At 38.9% G+C, this 17,998-nt stretch carries 15 protein-coding genes and 3 pseudogenes; 8 read left to right on the forward strand and 10 right to left on the reverse strand.

The window, feature by feature from the left end; translation table 11 throughout:
• The first annotated feature begins 68 nt into the window (after window positions 1-68).
• From GQR53_RS15515 to astB, 3 genes are all read left to right on the forward strand, one after another.
• A complete protein-coding gene (locus GQR53_RS15515) occupies window positions 69-1,079 on the forward strand; it encodes a zinc-binding alcohol dehydrogenase family protein (RefSeq protein WP_165744436.1) in 1,011 nt (336 codons plus the stop codon).
• Between the two features lies 1 nt (window position 1,080).
• Window positions 1,081-2,187, forward strand: a complete 1,107-nt coding sequence (locus GQR53_RS15520) for an L-dopachrome tautomerase-related protein (RefSeq protein WP_165744437.1) — start codon at window positions 1,081-1,083, stop codon at window positions 2,185-2,187.
• Window positions 2,188-2,822: 635 nt separating this feature from the next.
• Window positions 2,823-4,169 carry an N-succinylarginine dihydrolase gene (gene astB / locus GQR53_RS15525; RefSeq protein ID WP_165744438.1) on the forward strand — a complete coding sequence of 449 codons (1,347 nt, stop codon included), beginning with the start codon at window positions 2,823-2,825 and terminating at the stop codon, window positions 4,167-4,169.
• A gap of 81 nt (window positions 4,170-4,250) precedes the next feature.
• Here the strand turns inward: astB and GQR53_RS15530 are convergent, their stop codons facing one another.
• Complete coding sequence (locus GQR53_RS15530) at window positions 4,251-5,105, reverse strand: mechanosensitive ion channel domain-containing protein (RefSeq protein ID WP_149593269.1); 855 nt, start codon at window positions 5,103-5,105, stop codon at window positions 4,251-4,253.
• 273 nt (window positions 5,106-5,378) lie between these two features.
• Here GQR53_RS15530 and GQR53_RS15535 point away from each other — a divergent pair, with 273 nt between their 5' ends.
• Window positions 5,379-6,059: an SDR family oxidoreductase gene (locus GQR53_RS15535; RefSeq protein WP_165744439.1), complete on the forward strand. Its 681-nt coding sequence runs from the start codon at window positions 5,379-5,381 to the stop codon at window positions 6,057-6,059.
• Window positions 6,060-6,191: 132 nt separating this feature from the next.
• Here the strand turns inward: GQR53_RS15535 and GQR53_RS15540 are convergent, their stop codons facing one another.
• Window positions 6,192-6,530, reverse strand: coding sequence for a carbon starvation protein CstA (locus GQR53_RS15540; protein WP_165744440.1), 339 nt, complete (start codon window positions 6,528-6,530; stop codon window positions 6,192-6,194).
• A gap of 226 nt (window positions 6,531-6,756) precedes the next feature.
• Window positions 6,757-7,737 carry a DUF4917 family protein gene (locus GQR53_RS15545; RefSeq protein ID WP_165744441.1) on the reverse strand — a complete coding sequence of 327 codons (981 nt, stop codon included), beginning with the start codon at window positions 7,735-7,737 and terminating at the stop codon, window positions 6,757-6,759.
• 448 nt (window positions 7,738-8,185) lie between these two features.
• On the opposite strand from GQR53_RS15545, the gene GQR53_RS15550 reads away from it, so the two are divergent.
• Window positions 8,186-9,499 (forward strand): M20/M25/M40 family metallo-hydrolase, encoded by a 1,314-nt coding sequence (locus tag GQR53_RS15550; RefSeq protein ID WP_165744442.1) that lies wholly within the window; start codon window positions 8,186-8,188, stop codon window positions 9,497-9,499.
• 6 nt (window positions 9,500-9,505) lie between these two features.
• Here GQR53_RS15550 and GQR53_RS15555 read toward each other — a convergent pair whose 3' ends face one another.
• Window positions 9,506-10,399, reverse strand: coding sequence for a LysR family transcriptional regulator ArgP (locus GQR53_RS15555; RefSeq protein ID WP_165744443.1), 894 nt, complete (start codon window positions 10,397-10,399; stop codon window positions 9,506-9,508).
• A gap of 95 nt (window positions 10,400-10,494) precedes the next feature.
• On the opposite strand from GQR53_RS15555, the gene GQR53_RS15560 reads away from it, so the two are divergent.
• Entirely contained in the window at window positions 10,495-11,094 is a 600-nt protein-coding gene (locus tag GQR53_RS15560) for a LysE family transporter (RefSeq protein ID WP_165744444.1), read from the forward strand.
• A gap of 90 nt (window positions 11,095-11,184) precedes the next feature.
• On the opposite strand, the gene GQR53_RS15565 is transcribed toward GQR53_RS15560, so the two are convergent.
• The 5 genes and pseudogenes from GQR53_RS15565 to GQR53_RS15585 form a co-directional block, all read right to left on the reverse strand.
• Window positions 11,185-11,982, reverse strand: a complete 798-nt coding sequence (locus tag GQR53_RS15565; protein ID WP_165744445.1) for a response regulator — start codon at window positions 11,980-11,982, stop codon at window positions 11,185-11,187.
• A gap of 121 nt (window positions 11,983-12,103) precedes the next feature.
• Window positions 12,104-12,820 (reverse strand): Sir2 family NAD-dependent protein deacetylase, encoded by a 717-nt coding sequence (locus GQR53_RS15570; RefSeq protein WP_024597449.1) that lies wholly within the window; start codon window positions 12,818-12,820, stop codon window positions 12,104-12,106.
• Window positions 12,817-13,833 carry a kelch repeat-containing protein gene (locus GQR53_RS15575; protein ID WP_165744446.1) on the reverse strand — a complete coding sequence of 339 codons (1,017 nt, stop codon included), beginning with the start codon at window positions 13,831-13,833 and terminating at the stop codon, window positions 12,817-12,819. The genes GQR53_RS15570 and GQR53_RS15575 overlap by 4 nt, the downstream gene beginning before the upstream one ends.
• Window positions 13,834-13,941: 108 nt before the next feature.
• Window positions 13,942-14,094 (reverse strand): annotated as a pseudogene (locus tag GQR53_RS15580) (epimerase); the annotation flags it as partial.
• A 183-nt stretch (window positions 14,095-14,277) separates the two neighbouring features.
• Window positions 14,278-15,153, reverse strand: coding sequence for a diguanylate cyclase (locus GQR53_RS15585; RefSeq protein WP_165744448.1), 876 nt, complete (start codon window positions 15,151-15,153; stop codon window positions 14,278-14,280).
• A 480-nt stretch (window positions 15,154-15,633) separates the two neighbouring features.
• On the opposite strand from GQR53_RS15585, the pseudogene GQR53_RS15590 reads away from it, so the two are divergent.
• A pseudogene (locus GQR53_RS15590) lies at window positions 15,634-16,245 on the forward strand (TonB-dependent receptor plug domain-containing protein); the annotation flags it as partial.
• Between the two features lie 11 nt (window positions 16,246-16,256).
• Window positions 16,257-16,751: pseudogene (locus GQR53_RS15595) on the forward strand (EAL domain-containing protein); the annotation flags it as partial.
• 252 nt (window positions 16,752-17,003) lie between these two features.
• On the opposite strand, the gene GQR53_RS15600 reads toward GQR53_RS15595, so the two are convergent.
• Window positions 17,004-17,639, reverse strand: a complete 636-nt coding sequence (locus tag GQR53_RS15600) for an isoprenylcysteine carboxylmethyltransferase family protein (protein WP_165744449.1) — start codon at window positions 17,637-17,639, stop codon at window positions 17,004-17,006.
• Window positions 17,640-17,998 lie beyond the last annotated feature (359 nt).

Genomic DNA, 17,998 nt, shown 5'->3' on the forward strand with positions numbered 1-17,998 from the left:
TTTTTCAACTGCGCTATAGTACAAACATATAAAAAATACATACACATAAATATTCATCAGGAATCGCTATGAAAGCATTTGGTTACATCCAAAACTCCAAAACCCTCAGCTCTGAGTCAATTAAAGTTATTGAGCTTGATACCCCAACTGCCACCGGACACGACTTACTTATTGAAGTGAATGCTATTTCGGTAAATCCGGTAGATACAAAAATACGTGCAAATGTAGCGCCTGAGCAAGGTTACAAAGTATTAGGTTGGGATGGCGTAGGCATAGTAAAAGCTGTTGGCAAGTCGGTTTCGTTATTTAATATTGGGGATCGTGTATTTTACGCTGGCGATTTATCGCGGCAAGGCAGTAATGCGCAATTTCAATTAGTTGATGAACGTATTGTAGGACGTGCACCTAAAACATTAACCGATGCTCAAGCCGCAGCGCTTCCACTAACCAGTATTACCGCTTACGAAATGCTGTTTGACCGCTTGCAAGTGCCTAAAAATAAGCAAAATACCCAGCAATCTATTTTAGTCATTGGCGCCGCAGGTGGCGTTGGCTCTATTTTAGTACAGCTTGCCAAGCAGCTTACTGGGCTAAACGTGGTAGGTACGGCATCGCGCGATCAAAGCGTAACCTGGCTTAAAGAATTAGGTGCCGATCATGTACTCGATCATTCTAAAAACTTAAACGAGCAGCGCAAAGAACTGGGGGTAGCTGAGTTCGATTACGTTATTGGCTTAACCCACACCGACCAATACCAAGACCAAATAGTTGAGTGTATAAAACCCCAAGGTAAATTTGCGCTAATAGACGACCCTACATCGTTCGATATTTTAAAATTTAAACGTAAATGTATATCTGTACACTGGGAGTTTATGTTTACGCGTTCATTATTTACTACAACCGATATAACAGCGCAGCACACTTTGCTTAATGAAATTAGTGAACTAATAGATGCAGGGACAATTAAAACCACGTTAGGCCAGCACTTAGGTACTATTAACGCTGCAAACCTATACAAAGCACATCAAATTTTAGAATCGCATACATCACGCGGTAAACTTGTTTTAGAAGGCTTTTAAAATGACTCATATAAAAAAACTACTATTAGCGGCGGCATGTAGCACGGCACTTTTAGGCAGCAATGCTGTATCTGCTAACACCGCTGGCCAAAATGCTGATTTAAAAACAGTAGCCACATTTGATGCGCAGCACCCACCGGGCAACATTGCTATTACCCCATCAGGCAGAAAGTTTTTATCTGTGCATGGCTTTTTTGGCCAAAAACAAAAAGTTATGGAGCTTTTAAGCGATGGTACAACTAAGCCCTACCCTAATGAAGAATGGGCATACGCGTACAATAACGGTAAAGGTTTTTACGACGTACTTGGCATAAACGTATCAAGCGATGGCGTTTTATGGATGCTTGATACTTCAGGGCCCGATCACGCTGGGCGCTTAGTAGGTTGGGATACAAACAAAGAGCAACTGCACAAAATTATTTATCTGGCTAAACCGACCATTACCGACACCTCGTTTTTAAACGATTTAGTCATCGATAATAAACATGGCGTTGTATACATTGCCGACACAGCCCAAGGCAGCCAAGCCGCTATTATTACGGTAAACCTTAAAACAGGTGTTGCACGCAGAGTATTACAAAATAGCCATTACACCACAGCCGAAAATATCGATATGGTTATTGATGGGCGCACAATGAGCCTTGGCGGACAACCTGCCCGCTTAGGTGTTAACCCAATTACGCTTGACCCTAACGAAGACTGGCTTTACTTTGGCTCTATGTCGGGCACCTCGGTTTACCGCATTGCCACCAGCGATATAAATAACGAGAGCCTTTCGGCTAAAGCGCTTGAAGACAAAGTTACGCGTTACGGCACTAAACCAATTTCAGACGGTATTATTGTTGATGGCGGCGGTAACGTATATGTAACCGACATAACCAATGGCGCAATTGGCGTAGTTAAACCTACTGGCGACTACGAAGTATTATTTAAAGACGATCGTCTTAGCTGGCCTGATGGCTTTAGCTACGGAGCCGATCATAAAATATACTTTACCGTTGACGATTTACACAATTCGCCTGTACTTAATAATGGCAAAAATCAAAGCCACGATAAGTTTAAAGTAATGTCGTTTGAGCCTTTAGTAAAAGGAAAAGTGGGCCGCTAATTTACTTTTTAAATGACTACATTTTTTAAAAGCCTTGCACATTTAAGTGACCCAATAGTTGCAGGGCTTTTTTTAAAAATACGCCACACTGGTGCATCTTTTAGTAATACTTCACCTCTTTGGTGCTAATCCTTAAGTATATATTTATACTTAAATACTAAACACCTGATTTTTATTCATAAAATATTCAAGTTAATGTTGGCATAATTCTTCCTTATATACTGATGTGTTCAGTAAAAATACCAAGGAAAAACCATGTTCAATTTATATCATACCCTTTATCTTTTATGGCGTTTAGACATTAGCGTTTGGCAAGTTAACGACCCTACAAATACCCGCACTACCGCTGATAAAGAACGCGCCTATGTTAAGTAACATCGTATTGTGTAAAGGCTTGGCTTAAAGCTTAGTTGTATAAACTTACTTTAGGCTGAGCTTTTGCGCACTATGAAATTTATGCGTACATTTTTATTAAACTCAAATTAACCGCTCAATATAAAAACAACCCCCTTGCAATAAACCCCACATTTAAAAACATCAAAAAATTAGTAAAAACACTGCGTTTATAACTTTGCAAGCAACCCTATTGCATTGTATTGTTGCATCCTATTAAAAATTTTTTAGTTGGAACGTGTATGAACGCTTTGGAAGTTAATTTTGATGGCTTAGTGGGTCCTACTCACAACTACGCTGGTTTATCGTATGGTAATGTTGCCTCGTTGAATAACGCAGCAAGCTTTTCAAATCCTCAAGAGGCGGTACTTCAAGGCCTTGAAAAAATGAAAGCCATGCATGACAAAGGCCTAACTCAAGGTGTATTTGCCCCTCATGCACGCCCCGACTTAAACGTACTGCGCCGCTTAGGCTTTACCGGTAACGATGCACAAGTCATTCATAAAGCATTTAAAGCCGATCCTATTTTATTACGCGCGTGTTATTCAGCATCTGCAATGTGGACAGCCAATGCCGCTACAGTATCGCCATCTCCTGATACAACCGATGGCAAAGTACATTTTACTTCAGCTAATTTAAATAATAAGTTTCATCGTTCATTAGAGCCTGCAACCACTACGCGCTTATTAAAAGCCATGTTTAATAACGACAAATACTTTGCGCACCACACCCATTTGCCCGACCAAGGCTTTTTTGGCGACGAAGGTGCAGCAAACCATACTCGTTTTTGTGACAGCCACGGCGAGCAAGGCCTTGAAATGTTTGTATTTGGTGCCAGCGCGTTTAACAGCCAATTACCAAAACCAGCTAAATTTCCTGCAAGGCAAACTCTCGAAGCCTCAGAAGCAATTTGTCGCTTGCATAACTTAAAAGATTCAAGCCAAATTTTACTACAGCAAAATCCAGACGTAATAGACCAAGGCGTGTTTCATAATGATGTAATTGCAGTAGGTAACGCCAACGTATTACTGTGCCACCAGCAAGCATTTTTAAATCAAGCTTTGGCACTGCAAGATATTCGCGAAGCCTATGTTGGTAATAAACAATTTTATATTATTGAAGTACCTACAAGTAAAGTAAGTATTCAAGATGCAGTTAGTAGCTATTTATTTAATAGCCAACTAGTAAGCCTAAGTGATGGCTCTATGTTATTAGTAGCGCCAAAAGAGTGCCAACGTAATAGCGCGGTTAACGACTACATTGAAGAAATGATCATGGCCGATAATCCTATAAACCAAGTACGCTTTTTTGATTTACGCCAAAGTATGCAAAATGGCGGCGGCCCAGCTTGCTTGCGTTTACGGGTTGCTTTGAACGAGCAAGAACTCGCTGCAGTAAACCCAGACGTTATTTTAACCGACACTAAATACACACAATTGTGTAACTGGGCACAACGTAACTACCGCGACCAATTAGGTGCTAAAGACTTTGCCGACCCAGCACTGCTGAGCGAAAGTTACCAAGCACTTGATGAGCTAACCCAACTACTTAATTTAGGCTCAGTGTACGACTTTCAATTAGAAGGTTAATACCTCAGCCTACACAAAGGCTAATACAAAAATAGCGAGCCAAGGCTCGCTATTTTTATTTATGTTTATGTTAATACATACTTAAGCATCTTTGTTTACAGTTATGGCCGATGCCATAGACTCAGATATATGCAGCGTACGCTGCGGAAATGGAATACTCAGCCCTGCGCCTTCAATTGCTTCTTTAACACGTTTATTTAAATCCCACACAGTTTGCCAATAATCACCATTAACAGCCCACGCACGTAATTGAATGTTCACTGCGCTTTCGCCTATTGATGTCACCATTACTTTAGGTGCAGGCTCTGCGAGTAATCGGCTCTCTGATGCGGCTAATTCTTTAAGTACATTTAAGCCAACGTCAATAGAATCAGCATACGAAATACCCACCACTATATCCATTCGTCTTTTGCCATTACGGGTAAAGTTTTTAATATTGCCACCCCACACTTTGCCGTTAGGCGATGCAATATAAAGGCCGTCGGTGGTTTTAAAAATGGTAGTAAATAAGTTTATTTCGTTAACTGTGCCAAGCGTGCCGCTAGCATCTACAAAATCGCCTATTTTAAAAGGTCTGAGTATTAGCAGCATAATACCCGCAGCAATATTGCTCAGCGTATTTTTAAGGGCTAAACCAATCGCTAAACCAGCAGCACCCATTAGCGCAATTAAGCTTGCCGTATTAACGCCAAAAATATCTAAAATAAATAGCCCGCCAATTATATAAACTAAATAACCAGCAATACTCGATAAAAGAGGGAGTAGCGTACTATCCACCTTTTTTAATGGCGATTTAGAATTTTTAATCGCTTTTTTAACCGAGCGTGCAATTAAGGCACTCGCAATTAAAATCACCAACGCTAAAATCACTTTGTACCCTAAAGTGATGATTGTTTCTGAATGGCTTTGCCAAAACGCTAAAAGTTTATCTTTCATGTTTGTTCCGATAAATGTGGCTGAAACTCAGCAAAATAATGGTTAAATCTAATAAAACCGACTTCAAAAGAAGTGGCGTGAGTATATAGAATAAAAAATTTAAACCTACCTTTTTTAATCACTTATTTCAATTTTAATAACGGCCTAAAAACCATGGTTATTAGAATATAAAACACCGCCATTTATGGCTAATTTATAGCGACTATTCAATGTAGGTTAATCGTTTATTGGTATGGTGATTTTAAGTTTTTAACGTTCATTAAGAGGTTATCTATGGCAAAAGAAAAAATAGTACTCATAACCGGCGCTTCAAGTGGCATTGGCGAAGCAACCGCAAAAACTCTTGTAAATAATGGTCATAAAGTAATACTTACCGCTAGACGCGAAGATAAGTTAACTGAGTTAGTAGAGTTGCTAGGCTCAAATAATGCAATGGGCGTAGCCGCAGATGCAACCGACTTTACCGCGCTTGAAAACGTAGTTGCTAAAGGCATTGAAAAGTTTGGCCGACTAGATGTAGCCTTTGCTAACGCAGGCATGGGCGTTTCAACCGCTGGCACCGAAAAAGGTGATCCGGATGAGTGGTCAACTATGATCGACATAAACATTAAAGCCCTACTGTGGACTGCTAAATTAACCCTGCCGCATTTACGCCAAAATAAAGGTCACTTTATATTAACCAGCTCTGCCGCTGGCCGTAAGCCAATTGGTGGCTCTATTTACGGTGCAACTAAATGGTTTGCTTATGGCTTTGGACAAAACTTAGCTGAGGAAATGAGCGAGTGGAACGGACGCTGCACTACCATAGCACCAGGCATGGTAAACACTCCGTTTTTTGATGAAGCAAAACCCGACAAACTCGACCCGCAAGATGTAGCCGACGCGGTATTGTTTGCCATTGAAGCAAACCAGCGCAACAGCGTACGAGAAATCTATTTAATGCCGACTAATTAAAACGTCAATTGGTAGAGTTTGACTGTCAGGTTTAATGCTAATAGTGTTAAACCTGATGGTTGTTAGTGCTTAGTTTGGGTTAGATGTTAGTAGGTAAGAATGAATTAAAGGTATTACGCATTTAAAGTCTTATTAATTGCCAATGCTGCCCTTAAACCATATGTAAGCAAAATATAAGACAACGGCAATATATCCAAAAGACATAACTAGGTTTACTTTCCAAAGGTTTAGCCAAAAATTGCCTCTGAAATAAGTACGTACTCTTACTTCATGGTTGAACAATGCTACTGAAGAGGCCACTAATATTAACGCAGACCAACCAAGTATAGGTAACACCATAAACATAATGCCTATGCCTGTACCTCCTGCTGAAGCGTCGGATGCTTCACCATCAATTGGGGCTAGGATCACGTAGCCTAAAATAAACCCAACAATCGCAAGTATAAAACCTAAAAGTTGAAGTGTTCTCATTATTATCCTTGGCAACTAACTTGAAAAACTCCGCTAACAAGACTGTAAAATAACTCCAACAGCCAAATTCAATTAAAAATGAGCTCCTTTAATTAACCCTAAGCGTTTTTAAAGCATTACAAGATTTAGGTTGGGTGTCACTGTAATTCACGCGGAAGCAAAACCAACTGTTTTTTGTCCTTATTGGATCGTCTTGTTAGCAAGTTTTCTTTTTAGAGCCCGTCAATTAAGACCAGATTGGAGCACTTGCAGCATCATAGAACTCAATATCAATCTGCCTCGCATCAATGAAACGCCTAGCATTAGCCATTGTTTCTCTATTCTGAACCGAATGTTCATCACCAAAAATACTAATGAAAACTTTATCTACTCCACTTTTATTTATTTGATTAAAAATATGTTGATCATTATCCGCCATTGAATGCCCATGTATAAACAGAGGTCCACTTAACTTTTTTAATGCTCTGAAACAAGAACTTAGATACGGGTTGTGCTCGATACGCGAAAGCTTTTTCTCACAGGTTGGCTCTGAAACAAACAAAGGGAACTTTCCCTGGTTCAAGTTATTTCTAACCTGGTCAACTATACTGATATCAACGTCACCTCTGAAGGCGTGCTTTTTAATAAGGGTGCCATCATCAAAAATGTGAAGACCTCCGTGTAAAAAATATACATTCTGATCTTCTGCATTTTCCCAAGTCGTGTGACGAAAGCCGTCATCAGTGTGATAACCTTGTGGATCGATATCGAATTTATTAACAATCCAATAAAGCAACAAATCGTAATTCAATGTAAATATTTTATCGAACTGAATAATAAAAGGTTTTGCACTCTCATATTGTTGAAGAGTGACATTACTTGACCTCACAGGGTGAGTTTGGGAAATAACCTGAATAAGCGAATTTTTCAATTGGTCTTGGTCATTCCTGATTTCACCTATCTTGACCTGATCGACTGCATATTTATCACAGACAATTTCCGCAGCCTCAAGTGCTCTCATTACTTTCTCAAAATCAAAAGTATCAAAGCTAGTAAAAATATCCCTAATAGTTGCATCCCTAACACCAAAGTTTGCTTGTTGAAGTAAGTTTTGGTAATTAAAAATGTCGTGATCCCATGCTTGAGAAAAGCCATTAGCTAATAAAACAGAAGGCTTTTCGGCTTCACTGAGTGAGTTGATTTTATCTTCGAATGTTTCTAATGGCATTACATATTCTCATTTTCATATAGCTAATATTGTTAAACACTGACTTAGGGTGATGACTAACTTGCTAATAATTTAGTCTACGACATTTGTCGTTTTACAAACCAAAAAATGTCCATATATTACAATGATTTTATCCTAGCTATAAAATAAACAACTGTAAACAGTTAGTTAGATTCGCCTTACCTTTTCTAAATGTAGCAAAACCCCAAAATGGTGGAGATCAGTAATATCAGGCAAATTGCTATTTAGTTATACAGGTTGATTATTATTCAAGAGGTTATATTTTAAATATCTGTGTTTAAACCAATAACGCGTACACCCCATAACCCTTAGACTTGTAACTCGTTATTACTTATAAAATTAGTTAAAAATCACAATCTACCCCTATTGAATCCTCTGTATTTTTACTTCATATTAAATACTCTTATTTCTCACTTATTATGCTGTTATGTCATTTTTAAAATTTAGCCATGCACTCATTCTCACACTTGCTAGTACCTTACCGCTTATAAGTTATGCTGCGCTTGATAAAAATGAGCGTGAAATAGTAAAACAGGTCGATAAAAACATTCCCCAAGCACTTAAAGAAATAGAGCAAGCCGTAAATATTAATAGCGGTTCGCTTAATATTGAAGGTGTAAAAAAAGTAGGCGCGCTTACAAGCGAGCAACTTAAGGCCATTGGTTTTAAAGTAGAATGGCTGGATGGCAGTGCGTTTAACCGCGCAGGGCATGTATTGGCTACCTTTGAGAGTAAAAATCCCGATGCAATAAAAATACTGATGATCGGCCATCTAGATACAGTCTTTGCCAAACACGATGATTTTACAACCTACAAACAGCTTGATGCCGATACAGCCAGTGGCCCAGGCGTTGCCGATATGAAAGGCGGTAACACGATAATAATTACCGCACTTAAAAGCTTGCAAGCGCTTAACTTACTTGAAAATGTAAGCATAAAAGTAATACTCACTGGCGATGAAGAAAGCAGCGGTCGTCCGCTTAGCTTATCTAAACAAGCCATTGTTGATGCGGCAATGTGGGCAGACGTTGCTTTAGGCTTTGAAAATGGCGATAACAATATTAAAACCGCCATGGCGGCGCGCCGTGGTTATACCGGCTGGACGCTAAACGTAAGTGCTGCAGCGGCGCATTCGTCGCAAATATTTAGTGATAATGTAGGCTATGGCGCTATTTACGAAGCATCGCGTATTTTAAATAGCTTTAGAGAACAACTTGCCACACAACCTAATTTAACTTTTAACCCAGGGCTTATTGTGGGTGGCACAAATGCCGACTACGACAGCGCTAATTCGTCAGCAACTGCGTTTGGTAAAAGTAATGTAATAGCACAAACCGTACATATAGCAGGCGATTTACGCGCACTTTCGCCAAAGCAAGTAGAAAGCGCTAAAAGGGTTATGCTACAAATTGCTAGCAACAGTTTAAATGGCAGTAAAGCAGAGCTTATTTTTGAAGACGGTTACCCGCCAATGGCATTAACTGATGGCAATAAAAAGCTATTAGAATTATACAGCGACGCAAGCCACGATTTAGGTTACAACAAAGTAGTGGCAGCCAATCCACGCAATGCAGGCGCTGCGGATATTTCGTTTGCCGCAAGCCATGTTAATATGGCACTTGATGGCTTGGGCTTAATGGGCAGTGGCGCGCACACTAAAAACGAAACTGCCGATTTAACTAGCCTTGATAAAAACATAAAAAAAACCGCATTGCTTATTTACAGGTTAGGGCAGTTATAAACGCCTTTAAATTGGTTCTAATCGGTTAGCCGCAACTTGCATTGCAAACTTACGCAGTGCTTTAAGTTGCGGGCTTTCACTTTGCCAATAATGCCAATACAAGGGCGTATCAATATAATACTCTGGAAATAAGTCAACTAACTCCCCTTTTTGCAGGGAATCACCGAGCTGCAAAGTCGGTAATAAGCCATACCCTAGGCCTGCTATCATGGCTTGTTTAAATCCTTCTGATGAGGGATATATATGCATATACTCTGGCGTTGAGCCGTTAATATCGGCTAAAAACTGGTGCTGCAGCTTGTCATATTCACTAAAAACTAAACACGGTACCTGCGCCAATTGCATAAGCGAAGTGAGGTTATGCTGTTTAATAAAGTCCGGACTCGCAATTGCCTTGTAACGTATAGCGCCTAATGGGCTCGCTAACCCCCCATTTACAGGCTCAGAAGATGAGCTAATACATACCATTACCTCGCCGTCTTTCATTCTTTTATGGGCGATGGATTGATCTTCTGAGATCACTTCAAATCTAAATTTACAATCAGATTCTGTATCTAGTATGGCAAGGGCTTCTGGCAACCATGTAGCTAGTGAGTCAGCATTGGCAGCCAACTTTACACTAAGAGGTGTGTTTAAGCTGGAGTGCTCTTTAAGTGCATCTACGTTTAAAGCAACTTCTAACTGCAGGACTTGTTGTAAATGATTAAGTAAACGCTTGCCAAGAGCGGTTGGGCGCGGTGGTTGCGTCCTAATTATTACAGGCTCTCCAAGTTTGGCTTCGAGTTGATGAATACGCCGACTTACTGCCGATTGCGTAATAAATAGTTTTTTAGAGGCTTTTTCAAACCCGCCTTCACTAATAACCGCCGACAGTGCATTGAGTAGTTGATAATCAATCATGAGTTTTACGCATATAACCCTAAATATATTCATTGGATTTGTAACAGAGTACCCCCTACTCTGCAAGGCATTGAATGATTGAGTGGATTTAAAGTATGTCGTTTTTATCGGGTGTGATGCTGGGGCTAAGTTTAATTATTGCTATTGGCGCACAAAATATTTGGATTTTAAGCCAATGCATGGCTGGCGCTAATCGGTTTGTTTTAGCCACGGTATGCATTATTTGCGACGCGACTCTTATTTTAATAGGTGTATTTGCAGCAAATGAATTACAGCAATTATTACCAGGACTACTGCCTTGGTTAACATGGGGCGGTATTGCGATGCTATTGTACTTAGCGTATGGATCTGCAATGCGAGCGATTAAAGGGACTTCAGGTTTAAAAATAAGCCAAGTAGAAAAAGTAAGCTGGTGGAGTACTGCCCTTTCGGCCTTTGCAATCAGTTTGTTAAATCCACATGTGTATTTAGATACCGTGTTATTACTTGGCAATATTGGCGCTTTACAACCAAACCCAATGCATTTTGCACTTGGCGCTTGTGTTGGGTCACTAATTTGGTTCAGCACTTTAGTGCTTTTTGCACCTAAACTTAAAAGTATATTAAGTTCATCATTAAGATGGCGAATATTTGATACCACAATTGCAGTTATATTATGTTTTGTGGCGTTTGGGCTTTATAACGTACCTAGCTAATAGTAAAAAAGCAGCGACTTTTAACAAGCGCTGCTTTTGTTTTATTCGCTTAGGCTAATGAGTTTTACCGTTAGCCTTAGAATTAATAATTTAAGACATTATTTTATACAGTAATTCTCGCACTGTGGCCGGTTCAAACGGTTTATCACAAATAGCATCAACTCCCGCTTGAGCAATATTGGCTAGGTGAGTGTCGTTTGCCTCTGAGCTCACCATTAAAATAGGAATATGTGAGTAGCTATTTGAACTTCTAACGGCTTCTGTTAGTTCTCGCCCGTCCATTTCTGGCATGTTGTAGTCGGTTACTATTAAGTCAAACGGTTGGTTATTCAAGTGCTCAATAGCTTCTTTACCGTTTTCAGCTTCTATTGGTGCAGGTATTCCCATACCTGCAAGTATGCGTATTATGTGTTTACGTGCAAAGCGGCTGTCGTCTACCACTAAAACTCGCAGCAGCGTTACGTCAAAATGATCAAGTTCTACTTCTTCTTCGCTTATAATATCAAGGGTTGCTTTGAGTGCGCGGGTAATGGCTTTTGCGCTAAAAGGCTTGGGCAAAATAGCCAGCACACCCGATTGGCGTAATTGCTCAAGGTATTTTTTATTACGCTCGCTCGATATAAGCATAAAAGGTTGATGCTCGGTGATAGGATTTGATCTTATTTCTTGCAATAGTGAGTCGGCTGTCCCGTCAGATAAATACATAGAGCTTATAACTAGATCAGGGTGATAACTTGCTAATAAGCTAAGCGCTTGTGTTTGTGTAGATGCAGTTTCAACTTGTTTTACACCACTTTCTAAAAGCGATTTTATTATTATTTTTTGCTGAACCTCTGAAGGCTCTACAAGTAAAATGGACAAGTTTGCTATTGCAGTTAAGTCGCTCATTCAGATCTCTTTAGTATTGTTATAATCAGGATAATAATAACATTTTTGATTCGTTAATATTATATAAAGAGATTGTAATATTTAAGAAAACATTATCAATCCCTTTAAAATATAGCACTTATTAATTAGATTGAATGTAATCTAATGCATTCATTTTTTTATATGTGACGTTAGCGTGCAAGATATGCGCAGGTTCAGGGTCAACCACTTCAACAGGAATGTCGTAATTTCGGGCTATTTCAATTGCCATTTGCGTAATATTGACGCTAAACGAGGTGCCCATAAATACAATTTTATCGGCGTTGAGCATACGCTGTTGTGCTTGTGTTATTCTGTAAAGCTCGGTGTAGTATTCGTCAAATAATAAAACAAAGGGCTTAAATGAATGGTTTAGCTCAGGCGTTTGGTTTTGAATATTAAATAGCTCAAAAAGAGACTCTTGCAGGCGGCTTTCGTCTACACTATCCCACGGGGTGGCAAGTGGCGTGACAGGCTCACCTTGCTCATGAAATAAGGTCATTTGATCAAGCCTGCCGTGTATCGCTATGTAATTTTTGTTACCCGCTTTGCCATCAAGCCCATCTATGTTTTGAGTAATTAGGTTTTTGTCACTTAGCCAATGGTGTACGTCGTTTGGGCCATGGTTGCGATACGTTGCAAAGCGATGGTAATACCATGCTAAAAACTCTTTTGGGGCGTTTTGATACATTGCGCGCGTTGCCATTTCCATAGGCGTATAATTTTTACTGCCAATGGTCCAATAACCATCCTCCCCTCTAAAGGTGGGAATACCACTGGCTGCGCTGACTCCCGCTCCTGTAATGTAAAGAGTGTTCACTTTTTAACCTCGTAACCGAGCACGTTAGCGCTTACTTGCTGACTTTTATCAATGCCGCCAATTCGATATAAAACCCCACTGTGCTCAAGTAAACCACGATGATCCATGCTCTTTACTTCCACTGGGGATAAAATCTGCCATTCGTTTTTATCACCACTAAAGCGCCAAACATGGTCACTTGCTGGTGCAGGTTTGCCGTCGTAACCTATTGCGCTGTAGTTATATGGGTTATTAGAGCCTGCCATCATATAAATATTGCCATTATAGCTGGTGGCTGCCATTCGGTAGTGAGCAGTGCCTGTTGGATGTGGCAAGGTACGCCAATCTATTTTTTGTGGATTAGTTGAATCTATTGTGCCTTTTAAGCACTGTGCTACACCTGCAAACGAGCGACGCGAATCAGGATTAGCTTGTGTTTTAACGCCATCACAAATAACAATGGTGTTATCACTAATAGCAGCGGCTTGGCCAAATACAGGCTCACCTAAAAATGGCGAGGCTTGTTGCCATGTATTATTTTGCGTGTCGTATACTTGTACTAAGTTTACGTTGCCGTCGTTATGCCAACCGCTAATTAGATAAATGTAACGCGCTTTATAGCTCAGCGCTACGCTATCGTCTACGGGTACTGGCATGCTAGCAAGGTGAGTGTAGGTATCTTTTATTACGTCGTACCTATATACGTCGGGGCTTGAAACTTCAGTATGATCCTCTGCTACCGTATAGCCGCCAAACACATAAGCGTATTCGCCTAAACCGGCTGCGGTGCTTGCTAAGCGCCCTTTTAATGGCAAGCTTGAAGGCACACCAGTTTTAGATTGCCACTGTGAATCGCCAACTTTAAGCGCCCACACTTTGTTATGCACTGACGAGTATTGTTTATCGCGCCCCAGCCCCATAAAGCTTAAAAAGTAGGGCTGATTTTTAACAATAACTTTAGCCACAGCATTATTTGCAACTGGCTCTGGTAAAGCGGGAAGGCTTGCTAACGCAAGAGAAAAAAGAAGGCTCATTAGGCAAATAATTTAATAAGAATTAATACGCTCAGATTAAATTATTTTAGCCTTGTGAGCCAGTATTGTTATATCAAAATAATCAAACGCTTTTGATTAGTAACTATATTAGTAGGCAATACTAATATACTGATTTACGTGCGCTGCATTTTGCGCTTCATCAACCATTGCGCTTGCATAATCAGTGACCGATATCTTGCTTTCGCCTGCATCATTAGTAAAAAATGTATTACTGCCGATACGGTAATTGCCTTCATTATCAACCAGGCATAACTTGTGCAGTTTATTTATCGAGGAACTACCTACAAACTGCTGTAAGAGCATTTATAGATTTTTTAACGCAGCACTGGAAAACCGCTATTAAAAATGTGGCGCTAAGTAATGTATTGTAGTTAAGGGCGTTGTGATGATGAGTTGTCTAAGGTGGTAGTTCAGCATGATTTTTTAAGGTAAATAGGTTACGTTATCTAACCCTTGTTGTTTATTTTTGTACATAGCTTGATCTGCATATTTTATAAGTTCGTGATCTGTTTGGCCGTGCTCTGGGTAGTTTGCAATGCCAATACTGGGGGAAATATTTAGTAGTACGTCATCTAACTTAAAGACAGCTTTAAACTCAGTGAGGACTTTATTTTTTATTCTGACGGTTTCGTGGCTAGAACTTAAATTATCTAAAATAATTAAAAATTCGTCTCCACCTAAACGCCCTACTGTGTCGTAATGCCTAACCGACGCTGAGAGCCTTTTTGCTATAGCACATAAAAGCTTATCGCCAGTTTCGTGTCCGTGGGTGTCATTTACTGCTTTAAAGCCATTTATGTCTATAAACAGTAAAGAAAAAAATGTGTTGTTTGTAGTTGCACTAATAATTACTTTTTCTAATCGCTCCATCAATAAAGAGCGATTAGGCAAACCAGTTAACACATCGTGCCGAGCCATGTAATGGAGCTGCTCTTCCATTACTTTTCGCTCAGTTATATCGTGCGCGACAGCGATTCTTACTTGATGTTGCTCTGACCAACGAACAGACCATAATATATGGACTAATTGACCATCTTTTCTCATCCAACGGTTTTCAAAGCGAGGGTTCACCATTTCGCCAGACAACAGCGAAGTTACGGTATTATGCGTTTTATAATGATCACCTTCGTAAACATAGTTAATCATTTTTTTGCCTACAACTTCGTCGGCCGTATAACCAAAAATTTGCTCAAATGCTGCGCTTACAAAAACAAATGTGCCTTGTTTATCTACCACACAAACGGCATCAAGCATTAAATCGAGTACTGCTTCTACATTAATTAATTCATTTTTTATCATACTTTGGTGCCTTTAAAGCAAAACCAAGCAAATTTAAGTATTCTATATAGCTTTAACAAAAGCAAAGATAATTAAACCACAATCGCAGATAACACAGGGCTAGGTATAAATTGTGCCCATATAATTAATATTGCTTTAAGAAGCATGACACGAAAAAGTTAAGATTAAATATTTAATAACCATAAATACTTTGAAGTTATTCTGAAATAGACTAAATTTTAAGTTGTATATAAACATATAGCTATCAGCTATTTACATTTTACTGACTCTTTAATAAATATACTTATAAAGTTCATTTAACTATATTTTTACAGTTCAATTGGGCGAAATTAGACCTTTTAACTACTACAAAATTAGCTACCTTGATTTAATCTCATTTATGCTTTTACACTGTTAATGTATGTTAATATTGTGTGATATCACATGTATTGCAAAAACAAAGACTGTTTTTGATTCTTTGATTGCGCAGGAGACTTTTGGGTGAAAATATCACAACGTTTGTTTTGGCCATTACTTTTTGTTTGCCCTCTCTTAACGGCCGAGCCGTTTGAAGATGAAGACCTCGACCTTGATGCTTTAATGGGCATGGATGTACAAGCAACTTCTGCGATGAAAAGAGCACAATCAGCATTTGATACCGCTTCATCTATTTATGTATTAAGTAAAGAACAAATTACTAACTCTGGTGCTACATCAGTACCTGAAGCACTGAAAATGGTGCCTGGTTTAATTGTACGTCAGCTCGATAACAATCAATGGGCTATTTCATCAAGAGGTATTGCCTCTCGATTTTCTAGCAAACTATTGGTTATGATTGACGGACAAAGCTTATATACCCCAAAATTTGCTGCAGTTTATTGGGAAACACTCAACGTTCCTTTGTATGACATTGAACGCATTGAAGTAATACGCGGACAAGGCGGATTACTTTGGGGTAGTAACGCAAATAATGGCGTGATTAATATCATTACTAAAAACAGTATTGATACTCGCGGTGGATACGCAAACGTAACAACTGGTAATCAAATAAATGTTGATGCAAATCTTCGTTACGGTGGTGATATAAGTAACATAGGCAGCTACCGTGTGTACTTTACCACTACACACCTCTTGAAATTGACCGCGCTGGTTGCTGGGTGGATGAATGGATTGTTGCAAGTAAAAAGTACCAACTACCCGCAAACACCATTTTAATTGAAGTCACTGAAAATACTTTAATGGATCCCGACTCGTCAATACAACGACAATTAAAACGCTTAAGCACTATTAATATAGATATTGCGATTGACGACTTTGGTGTTGGTTATTCTTCTTTAGCGTATTTACAACGCTTAGATATAGATATTTTAAAAATAGATCGCTCATTTATCAACGATATAGAATCAAACGATAATAGTATTGCTCTCGTGAAAGCTATTATCACTATGACTCACAATCTAGACGTAATGGTGGTTGCTGAAGGAGTTGAGACACAAAAACAGTATGACCTATTAAAGCAGCTTGCTTGTGATTATATTCAAGGCTACATTTTTTCAAAGGCAATTACTAAAAAAGAGTTTATGGAAAAGTATATAATACCAATCCGCAATAATACTTAATCATTTTGCGGGGCTGAACGTGTCGCTACCTGTGTTAAAAAATTCTCATTTAGAACAACTAAATAGCAATTTTTTTGCCTAGCTATCAACACGTTTTCCATCCTCAAAATAGATCACTTAATTAAGCGAATTGGTATAAAACAAAAAAAAGTGATCTGATTTATGTCTATCATGCTAGATTTTAGCAAGCCAACACAGAACACTTCTTTACTCTTGCCTTAAAAATTCATGTATTTAAAGCTAAGTCCCAAGCTATAACCAGCGAGGGACGAGTTGTTTATACTCTTTATATTGTGTAGAAAAACGATGGGCTAAATGAGCCTCCTCAACTAATGTTTGTCTATATATAGCTGTAAAACCAATAACTAAACAGGTCAAACTAAATATACTAGGTAAGGCTAAAAAGAACCCAACCTGTGCAGCTACAACGCCTAAATACATCGGATTCCTAGAGTATTCATATAATCCTGATGTTTTAAGCTCATGTGCTCCCTTAGGATCAATGCCTGAACGCCAAAGTGCTGCCATATGAAAATGTACAAACATCGTTAAAATAAAGCCTGCGGTCAATAATACATCGCCAAATAATACGCCTGGCCAGCCATTGAGTATTGGGAATAGCCCAAGATAGCTATCTAACTCAGGTACAAACACTCTAATTACACATACAAACCAAATAGCAGCCCTGAAAAATTTAAAAACCATATGGTTCCACCAACTAGTACAGAATTTATCACCGGGATAAATAACGCCAGATGGTGTATTTCGATTTTTATAAATAATTCTAAATGTATAAAATCCGGCAACAAAAGTATAAAAAATAGCTAAGTAAACTCGGGTAAATTCAACTAGCGATGCAGAGTCATCTACAAATGTTTCATAAGGCATTTAAGTTACAGCTCACAATCATTATTGGTAGTAATTTTAAAACAACTAAGCCAATAGATTTAGTTATAAGATCATGAAATCATATTAGTATTCATTGCCCTCATAAACAAGCTAAGTCTGTGGTTAGTTAACGAGTTATAATGAACTAATCAAACTAATTTATAAATTCTGTTTGATACTTCACCTAAACAACTGCTTACACAAACCGAAAACGTAAATTCGGTAGTTCACAATTTTGTTTTTATACCAATTCGCTTAATTAAGTGATCTATTTTTCCGCCCTACTCGATGGTGTTGGTATGAGTGTATGTTAATTGCGCGTATTTCACTTTTCTTCAGACGTAAAAAAGCCCGACTAT

Source organism: Pseudoalteromonas sp. Z9A6, from assembly GCF_011378805.1.
Lineage (GTDB): Bacteria > Pseudomonadota > Gammaproteobacteria > Enterobacterales > Alteromonadaceae > Pseudoalteromonas > Pseudoalteromonas distincta.